This window comes from Parafrankia discariae (assembly GCF_000373365.1).
GTDB classification, from domain to species: Bacteria; Actinomycetota; Actinomycetes; order Frankiales; family Frankiaceae; genus Parafrankia; species Parafrankia discariae.
In genome coordinates this window covers 1-8,148 of record NZ_KB891117.1, presented here as the reverse complement: position 1 = coordinate 8,148, position 8,148 = coordinate 1, and the positions used below count along the sequence as shown (strand labels likewise).

At 66.9% G+C, this 8,148-nt stretch carries 9 protein-coding genes and 3 pseudogenes; 3 read left to right on the top strand and 9 right to left on the bottom strand.

Going from position 1 to position 8,148, the window contains the following annotated elements; all coding sequences use genetic code 11:
• Positions 1-188 (bottom strand): transposase domain-containing protein (locus tag B056_RS40265; protein WP_456095361.1); only part of this gene is annotated, 188 nt, incomplete at its 3' end.
• 125 nt (positions 189-313) lie between these two features.
• On the opposite strand from B056_RS40265, the pseudogene B056_RS35300 reads away from it, so the two are divergent.
• Positions 314-782: pseudogene (locus tag B056_RS35300) on the top strand (IS3 family transposase); the annotation flags it as partial.
• Between the two features lie 221 nt (positions 783-1,003).
• Here the strand turns inward: B056_RS35300 and B056_RS0105760 are convergent.
• The 4 genes from B056_RS0105760 to B056_RS0105745 all read right to left on the bottom strand — a co-directional run bounded on the left by B056_RS0105760 (position 1,004) and on the right by B056_RS0105745 (position 4,125).
• On the bottom strand, positions 1,004-1,921 hold the full coding sequence (locus B056_RS0105760; RefSeq protein WP_018500946.1) for an NADP-dependent oxidoreductase: 918 nt from the start codon (positions 1,919-1,921) through the stop codon (positions 1,004-1,006).
• 54 nt (positions 1,922-1,975) lie between these two features.
• On the bottom strand, positions 1,976-2,155 hold the full coding sequence (locus B056_RS40260; protein WP_230202841.1) for a hypothetical protein: 180 nt from the start codon (positions 2,153-2,155) through the stop codon (positions 1,976-1,978).
• A 565-nt stretch (positions 2,156-2,720) separates the two neighbouring features.
• A complete protein-coding gene (locus B056_RS0105750; RefSeq protein ID WP_026239376.1) occupies positions 2,721-3,158 on the bottom strand; it encodes a VOC family protein in 438 nt (145 codons plus the stop codon).
• Between the two features lie 343 nt (positions 3,159-3,501).
• Complete coding sequence (locus B056_RS0105745; protein WP_018500943.1) at positions 3,502-4,125, bottom strand: TetR/AcrR family transcriptional regulator; 624 nt, start codon at positions 4,123-4,125, stop codon at positions 3,502-3,504.
• A gap of 91 nt (positions 4,126-4,216) precedes the next feature.
• On the opposite strand from B056_RS0105745, the gene B056_RS0105740 reads away from it, so the two are divergent.
• Complete coding sequence (locus B056_RS0105740; protein WP_018500942.1) at positions 4,217-4,969, top strand: SDR family NAD(P)-dependent oxidoreductase; 753 nt, start codon at positions 4,217-4,219, stop codon at positions 4,967-4,969.
• A gap of 265 nt (positions 4,970-5,234) precedes the next feature.
• On the opposite strand, the pseudogene B056_RS35295 reads toward B056_RS0105740, so the two are convergent.
• The 4 genes and pseudogenes from B056_RS35295 to B056_RS44060 form a co-directional block, all read right to left on the bottom strand.
• Positions 5,235-5,946 (bottom strand): annotated as a pseudogene (locus tag B056_RS35295) (IS6 family transposase).
• Between the two features lie 76 nt (positions 5,947-6,022).
• Positions 6,023-6,586 carry a dihydrofolate reductase family protein gene (locus tag B056_RS0105730; protein WP_018500941.1) on the bottom strand — a complete coding sequence of 188 codons (564 nt, stop codon included), beginning with the start codon at positions 6,584-6,586 and terminating at the stop codon, positions 6,023-6,025.
• Positions 6,587-6,962: 376 nt separating this feature from the next.
• A pseudogene (locus B056_RS0105720) lies at positions 6,963-7,142 on the bottom strand (ATPase); the annotation flags it as partial.
• Complete coding sequence (locus tag B056_RS44060) at positions 7,139-7,288, bottom strand: hypothetical protein (RefSeq protein ID WP_230202840.1); 150 nt, start codon at positions 7,286-7,288, stop codon at positions 7,139-7,141. The pseudogene B056_RS0105720 and the gene B056_RS44060, both read right to left, overlap by 4 nt.
• Before the next feature lie 110 nt (positions 7,289-7,398).
• Here B056_RS44060 and B056_RS0105710 point away from each other — a divergent pair, with 110 nt between their 5' ends.
• Positions 7,399-8,142, top strand: a complete 744-nt coding sequence (locus tag B056_RS0105710) for a ZIP family metal transporter (RefSeq protein ID WP_018505817.1) — start codon at positions 7,399-7,401, stop codon at positions 8,140-8,142.
• Positions 8,143-8,148 lie beyond the last annotated feature (6 nt).

The window sequence follows — 8,148 nt, the reverse complement described above, 5'->3', positions numbered from 1 at the left end:
CCATCACCAAAGAACAGATTTAGCGCGAGCACGTAGTACACCACAACGTGAGCCGGTAACAACCGGGAACGTTTCNCTCGTTTCCCGCACTCGGCCACGACCTCATCGATCAAGTCTCGACGCAGAAGCCGAGTCAACACACCGACGCCAATGCGGTCCGTCAGCCGCTCACCCACCGACGGGACCATCTCAAAATCACCAGCCACAGACGCATTCTAATAGAGCAGGAACAACGCATCAGCAAAGCGTGGAGGAGGCATCCCGAAAAACTTATCCATCACCGCACCCAGAGACGGTCGACGTGCTAACTAAGCGGCATTGGGCTCTACCTCGCCACCGTCATCGACTGCTACTCCCGTAAAGTCGTCGGCTGGTCAATGGCCAACCACACGCGAACCGAGCTCATCATCGACGCGTTCACCATGGCCGCCTCCCGCACCACCCTGACCAAGAACGCGACTTTCCACTCCGATCGCGGAGCGCAATATACGTCAGATGCCTACCATCGCCTCCTGAAATGCCATGGTGCACGCCCGTCGGTCGGAGCCACCGGAGTGTACTGGGACAACTCCGCCGCAGAATCGTTCTTCGGCACACTCAAGAACGAACTCGTCCACCGGGATACCTATCCAACCCGCCGCGCCGCGCGTACCGCGATCGCCGAGTACATCGAGGTCTTCTACAACCGGCAGCGACTCCACTCAACTCTCGGCTACCGCACCCCAGAACACATCGAACGCGCATACCACTCAACCCAGAACGCAGTGAAGAAAGCAGCATAAAGCTGCTATAGTCCGTCTACGTCCGTGTCCGGGAAACGGGCAGCACCTCAGTTCCGGACGAGGTGGTGACCGTAGACAACGTAAGTATCGCCGCGGTCACCCGTTGCGATAGATTGCCCATCTGCCCTTCGAGTGGCGGACCAATCGGCCCCTTGCCGCCTGGCCACGCGGCTGACGCTGATCCATGAGGAGGGCAGGACCGGTCGCTGTCCCCGAAGTCCTCACGGACGAAGGTTGATGATCGTCTTTCCCTTGCGTCGCTCGGTCGGACTGAGGGCGGCTACGGCATTATCGATGGTCGCGACGTTGCCGATGTTCGTTCGCAGCCGTCCGTCGCGCACCCGCTGCACGACCTCACCCAGTTGAGCGCGATCGGACTCGACAACGAAGTCGACCGCCAGGCCGTCGGCGGGCCGCGCCTCGGGCGGTCCGACGACGGACACCAGCGTTCCCCCGGCTCGAACCAGACCCGCGGACCACTTCTGGATGTCGCCGCCGATGACATCGAAGACCAGATCGACTCCGCCTACGTCTTCCAGCGCGTCGTTCTCAAGGTCGACGAATTCCTGCGCGCCGAAGTCGAGCGCCTTCTGCCGGTCGGCGGCGCGTCCGGTGCCGATGACGTACGCACCGAACTCGCGCGCGAGCTGCGTCACCATCGTCCCGACTGCGCCGGCCGCGCCATGCACGAGCACGCTCTGCCCCGCCTGAAGGCGGCCGTGCTCGAACAGCCCCTGCCACGCGGTCAGCCCCGAAATCGGCAAGCTCGCGCCCACCGTGAAGTCGATGTCGCCCGGGAGCGGTGCGAGGTTGCGTGCCTCGACGGCCACATACTGCGCCAGGGTGCCGTCGCGGTGCCAGTCCGAGAGGCCGAACACCCGCTGTCCCACCGACAGCCCCGTCGTGCCATAGCCGAGGGCGGTGACCACTCCGGCCAGCTCATGCCCGGGGATCGACGGTGTTCGGTCACGGTCGACGCGATCGGTCCAGGTCGAGGGCCACGCCATCTCAGTCGGGACGAATCCCGACGCATGAACCTCAACGACGACGTCGTTTATCGCTGCCGACGGCTCGGGCCGCTCCACCAGCCTCATCCCGGCCGTTCCCGCAGCCTGGTCCGTCACGACGATCGCCTTCATGGGTAACTGACTCCTCGGTCATTTGTCTTGGGCGCAGTGGTGAACGCGTATCGCTCACGGACGAACGCGGATGATCGTCTGCCCGCCGATCCGCTCGGTCGGACCGAAGGCCGCGACGGCATCGTCGAGAGTTGCGATGCTGCCGATGCTCGTCCACAGCCGTCCATTCCGCACCCGCCGGACGATCTCACCCAGTTGGGCACGACCGGACATGACAACAAAGTCGAGCGCCAACCCGCCCACCCGCCGGGTCAGCAGGAGGCGCCGGACAGATCGCGGTGCCATCCGCCGACACCGATGAAGTCCGGGTCAGGCGGCGCGGTGCGGATGCTCTAGCGTGCGGGCGAACGGCTGGGTGCGCAACTCCGCCGGCGGGCCGATCAGGCGCAGCATGGTGTCAGGATGGAGACCCGGTCGCACAGCCGCTCCGCCCTGGCCAGCTGGTGTGCAGTCAGGAAGATGGTCACGCCGCGCCCGCGACAGCTCGCTCCGGACCGGCGGGCTCCAGGAGACGAGACCCGATGCCGGCGTCACGCAACACCAAGATCGTCGAATATCGCAGGGTTCGGATATCGGCACCCTGCCAGTCAACTGAGCTTTTTGTAGGTTCTCAAAAGAGATGACAGTTCTTCAAAAGGAATGTCGCTGATCTGTCGCGGACCGGAAAGATCGATGAGAAGTGGCTCGGCGAGTCGGTCGCGCGGTCGAGGTCATCAGCGACGGCCATGGCAGCGGTCCTTTCCCGTATGGCTGGTACTGGTTGGTGATCTCCTCCGCGACGTAGGAGAATCGTGTCGCTTCAGTCGAGCTCCTCGACCAGCCCGATGATGATGCCCTCGGGGCCGCGGACGTAGCAGTACCGGCAGTAATCCTCGTACTGCGCCACCTCACCCACGAGTTCGGCGCCGTGGGCGCGCAGGCGGGCGAGGACGTCGTCAACGGCGTCGACGACGAACGTCAGGCGAGGGATGCCCGGGGTGTTCAGCGGCGCCCTCGGCGCGGTGCTGGTGGCCACCGGCGAATGGAACGTCGACAGCTCGACCCGGCCGTGGCCGTCCGGGGTCCGCACGACGGCCATGTCCGCTCGGACGCCTTCCAGCCCGACGAGCTGGTCCACCCATTCACCCTCGACTGCTGTCTCGCCCTCCAGTTCCAGGCCCAGTTCGACGAAGAACGCGATGGCAGCCGGGAGATCCTCGACCACAACGCCGGCGTGATCCATCCGGTGGATCGTCATGACTTCCTCCCGTGTCGCGCGACCCTCGTGGCCGCTCATGTCCCTGGGACGGAGCCGGCGCCACGTTCTCGACACCCGAACCGACCGAACAGCCACAGCAGCAGCAGCGGCTTGGGGGGGCCCGGACCGCGCCGACCTGAGCTCGGCGCAGTCGGCTCAACCGGTCAAGTAGCTCGACGCTGTCATCGCCAAGAGTCAACCAGCGCCCATCGGACTCCAGCACGGTAGCGGAGGGCGCCCGACGCCACGAGATCCGCATCAACCGCGCCGGACCTGGCCGATTCTCAGCCGGTCTGCCCTGCGAGCGTCACTATGCCTGACATATCGGACGGTGCATCCAGGCTCAGGTATTCGCGTGGGAGCGGATGTAGGCGAGGGCGGCGTTCATCGCGGATTGCAGAGGGATGGTGTCACGCAGTGTTTGGGCGAGCAGTGTTCCGCCTTGTAGGGCGGCGAGCAGGGCGTAGGCGAGTTGCTCGATGTCGGCGTCGGGGCGTAGTTCGCCGCGTGTCTGCATGCGCTGGAGGCCGTTGTGGAGCAGGTCTTTCCATCGGAGGAATCCGTCGCAGAGGGTGGCGCGGGACTGTTCGTCGCTGATGCTGAGCTCTGCGGCGAGGGTGCCGAGGGTGCAGTCACCGCGTCCGTCGTTTTCGCTCTGCCGGGCGATCGCGGCGTCGGCCCAGGCCTGGAGGGCGTCGAAGCTGTCCAGGGCGCCGATCTGGGGTAGGCCACCGTGCTCGCCGACCGCGTCGGCCTGCCGGGTGATCACAGCGCGGATGAGGGCCTGTTTGGTGCCGAAGTAGTGGTGTAGCTGTGACCCGCTGACCCCGGCGACCCGCCGCACCTGGTCGGTGTTGGTCCCGGCCACTCCCTGCCGCGCGATCAGGTCAGTCGCGACCGCCACGATCCGGTCCCGCGTGGCCTGGCCCTTGGCGGTCAGACGCCGCTGCCCGTACACGTCCGCCATGACCCGATCATAGCTCAGATTGGGCGGCACCACCCAGAATGTGTGATAGGAATGGGCGAGCCCACCCAATTTGCAGCGAGAGGGTCACGCGATGACGACACCCAGCACGCTCGACGGACAGACCGCCCTGGTGACCGGCGCGAGCGCTGGCATCGGCCGGGCCATCGCACTGCGGCTGGCCGACCTGGGCGCCGAGGTGATCGTGCACGGCCGCGACGAGCAGCGCGGCGGCCAGGTAGTCAACGAGATCACCGCGCAAGGGGGCAAGGCGCGGTTCCTCGCCGCCGACCTCGGCGACGCCGAGGACACCGTGGGGCTGGCCGCCGCCGCCGGCCCGCTCGACATCCTGGTCAACAGCGCCGGGGTCTACTCCTTCACCAGCACACGCGACACCGACGCCGCCAGTTTCGACCGCCACTTCGCGATCAATACTCGCGCGCCGTTCCTGCTCGTCGCCGCGATCGCGCCGATGATGGCCGAGCGCGGGTCCGGGACGATCATCAACATCAGTTCGACCGCGGCAACGTCGCCGGCCCCGATCGGCGGTGCCTACGGCGCTTCCAAAGCGGCGCTGGAGCTGCTCACCCGGTCCTGGGCCACCGAGTTCGCTGCCCGTGGGGTGCGCGTGAACGCGGTGTCACCCGGACCCACCCGCACCGCCGGCACGCAGCAGATGCTCGGCGAGCACGTCGAGATGCTCGGACGCGGCAACCTGCGCGGCACCGTGGGCGAGCCCGATGAGATCGCCGCCGTCGTCGCTTTCCTGGCGACACCGGCCAGCTCCTATGTCAACGGGTCGGTCTTCGTTGTCGACGGCGGTGCGCTGAGCACCATGCCCGCCTGACCGAACCCGCACCCGCCCACGAGCCCACCTCCCACGCGCTCTATCTTGTGATCAAAACGGGCCCGAGGGAAGTGACAGATCGGCCAGAAAGCCGCCGGGGATAGGTCCGGAGAGAAGACCGCAGATCCCCGGTCACATCACCCCAAGGGGACACCAAAGATGCGAACCTACACATTTTAGCTTCTCGTCGGACGTGGCCACTTCTCACAGGGGCGCTATTGCATTCGGAAGATCCGACGCACGCCAATGGCCTGGTTGCTCATGGTCAGATGGCGGCGAGGAGCTCAGCGAACGCGGCTGCGAGCCGCAGCTTCGGGTCGCTGTCGGTGGCGAGTTCGTAGTGGCCGCGGCGGATGTTCTGGACGAACGCATGACCTGCGCTGATCGTCTGGGCGGAGCGCAGCCGTTTCAGTCCGTGCATCCGGCGGAGCCGGGCTTTGAGTCTACTGTGGTCGGATTCGATCCGGTTGTTCTCCCGTGCGGCGTCGATGTGGCGTGCCTCGGGGAGCAGTTCGTCGAGGAGCCTTGGATAGACGGGGGCCTTGTCGGTGCTGACCTCGACCGGCCGGCGCCCGTGGGACAGCGCCTGGGCGAAGAACCGGCGGGCGGCGGCCTGGTCGCGTCGGAGGCTGGCGAGGACGTCGATGACCTGCCCGTGCTGGTCAACCGCCCTGTACAGGTACGTCCACCGCCTGGCGACCTTGGCATAGGTCTCGTCGACGAACCACCGGTCACCAGGACGGTGTCGACACGGCCGGGCGGCGTCAACGAGCAGTGGCGTGAATCGCTGGACCCACCGGTAGTTCGTGACGTGGTCGACCTCGATGCCGCGTTCAGCGAGGAGCTCTTCGACGTCCCGGGTAGGACAGCGTGTACCGCAGGTACCACCGCACCGCAAGGACGATCACCTCGGGTGGGAACCGGAACCCGGCGAACTCCGACGTCGGAGCCGGGGGACGGACACGGCGTCGACACATCACCCGATCATGGCCGATCGGACGCCCCGCGATGGCCGACTTCGCCTATGCAACAGTGCCCCTGCGGCGCGGGCGCTCAGCGCCTCGTCTCGTACCTGGTCAGGATCACGCCGCGGGGAAACGTCCGCTTCTCCACCAGGTTCAGGTTCACCCAGCTGTCCAGCGCGGTGAAGAATGGCGTGCCGCCGCCCACCAGGACCGGCGCGGTGGCCAGCACGTACTCGTCAATCAGCCCGGCCCGCATGGCCGCCCCGGCGAGCGTCGCGCCGCCGATGTCCATCGGGCCGCCGTCCTCGGCCTTGAGCCGGGTGATCTCGGCGACCGCGTCGCCGGTGACCAGACGGGTGTTCCAGTCGACCTTGTCGATCGTCGAGGAGAACACCACCTTCGACATGTCCCGCCAGCGGCGCGCGAACTCGATCTCCGCCGAGGTGGCGTTGGGCTGCTGGTCGCCGGTCGGCCAGTAGGAGCTCATCGTCTGCCACAGCTTGCGCCCGTACAGCGACAGGTCGGTCGCCTGCAACTGGTCGGACCAAAACTGGAACAGCTCGTCGCTCGGCACGCTCCAGCCGATGTCGTCGCCGGGCGCGGCGATGTAGCCGTCCAGGGTCAGGTTCATGCCGTAGATCAGTTTCCGCATGGCGCCAGCCTTCCGTGAGTCGGTCTCACGCGCACAGACCGGCGCGGCGCGGGAAACTCATCGGTGCGCGATCTGAGCTCGCATGTAGTCCTCGTGCTCGGTGGCTCAGCCGCAGACTCATCGTTCCGCCGAGGAAATGGCATCGATCTGAGACTGATCTTGGGTGACAGCGCGGTGAGACAACAGAGAACCAGCAGGTCACAGAAGATCGACATGTCATCGGCGGCGAGGCCCTACAGGATGGCCGACGGCGTCGCCGCGTTGCTCGGCGACTAGCTGGCGGGCCGGCGACCGTGACCTGCCGGCACTGCGGCCCGCCGCTCATGTGCCTGCGGACGTCGGAAGCGCGGCGTGTCGTCATCAAGAACCGCTACGGGAACACGAACGCCCGCGTGGTGGTGGTGAACACCGCCGGCCCCCACCACCGCGACAGGTGCCGCACCTCGGTGAACGCCTCGAACATCAGCTCCCGTCGAGCACTGATGCCCCGGGAGATCACGATCTCGCGGTCGGCCGTCGCGGACTGCGCCGGCGCTCCTCGTCCCGTCGTGGTCATGAGCTACTCCTTCTGCCTCGCCTGCCGAGGTCCTGCACGTACTCGTCCAGGCGGTCGAAGTTCTCGTTCCAGAACCGCTCGAACCCGCCGGCCCGGCCGGGCTGGATGAGAACGGCGGCGCGGCCGACCCAGCCAAGCGCCCTCAAGAAGACGCCGTCATAAAGTAGCCGTGCCCTTCCGACATCCACGCGTACGTCGCCGGCCCGGCGGCGCGTGGGCGGCGGTGCGTGAGAGTGGGTGGATTACGCCGGGGTGGATGGAAGCCGGTGGCTGGGGCCTGCTGGCCGGGTCCGCGCTGTTGGTTGGTTCCGCAGTGGGCTATCTGGTGCGACTGCCGCGGCGCGTGGTCGCCTCGGTGATGGCGTTCGGCGCTGGTGTGCTGCTGTCCGCGGTGGCCTTCGACCTGATCTCGGATGCGTACGAGCAGGGTGGGTTGACCCCCACCGTGCTCGGAGCGGTTGCCGGCGCCGTCGCCTATACGGGCTGCAACGTGGTTTTGGCATGGCGGGGGGCGCGGCACCGTAAACGTTCCGGGGGGCAGCAGCCCTCGGAGGACGAGCAGGCGGGCTCGGGCACGGCACTCGCTCTCGGGGCGCTTCTGGACGGCATCCCCGAATCGGTGGTGATCGGTGCGAGTCTGCTGGGCGGCGGGGCGGTCAGCGCGGCCACCGTCGTCGCGGTGTTCGTCAGCAACGTGCCCGAAGGGCTGTCCAGCGCGGCGGGGATGCGGCGAGCCGGCCGCTCCCCGACCTACGTCTTCGGGCTGTGGACTGTCATCGCGCTGATCAGTGGTCTTGCCGCCGTCGTCGGATACACGCTGCTGGGTGGTGTCTCGCCGCTGGTCCTGGCCGCGGTGACCGCGGTGGCTGGCGGCGCCATCCTGACGATGATCGCGGACACGATGGTCCCGGAGGCGTTCGACGAGGCGCATCTGGCGACCGGCCTCATCCTCCTCGTCGGATTCCTGGGGGCGTTCTCGATTTCGGTCTCCGGTCGCTGATCGGCC

Bases quoted from the DNA above. Each gene is read 5' to 3' on its own strand.
- B056_RS0105745 (WP_018500943.1), bottom strand. From the start codon at position 4,125: ATGGCGGACGTGTACGGGCAGCGGCGTCTGACCGCCAAGGGCCAGGCC.
- B056_RS0105730 (WP_018500941.1), bottom strand. From the start codon at position 6,586: ATGCGGAAACTGATCTACGGCATGAACCTGACCCTGGACGGCTACATC.
- B056_RS0105750 (WP_026239376.1), bottom strand. From the start codon at position 3,158: ATGACGATCCACCGGATGGATCACGCCGGCGTTGTGGTCGAGGATCTC.
- B056_RS0105710 (WP_018505817.1), top strand. From the start codon at position 7,399: ATGGAAGCCGGTGGCTGGGGCCTGCTGGCCGGGTCCGCGCTGTTGGTT.
- B056_RS0105740 (WP_018500942.1), top strand. From the start codon at position 4,217: ATGACGACACCCAGCACGCTCGACGGACAGACCGCCCTGGTGACCGGC.
- B056_RS0105760 (WP_018500946.1), bottom strand. From the start codon at position 1,921: ATGAAGGCGATCGTCGTGACGGACCAGGCTGCGGGAACGGCCGGGATG.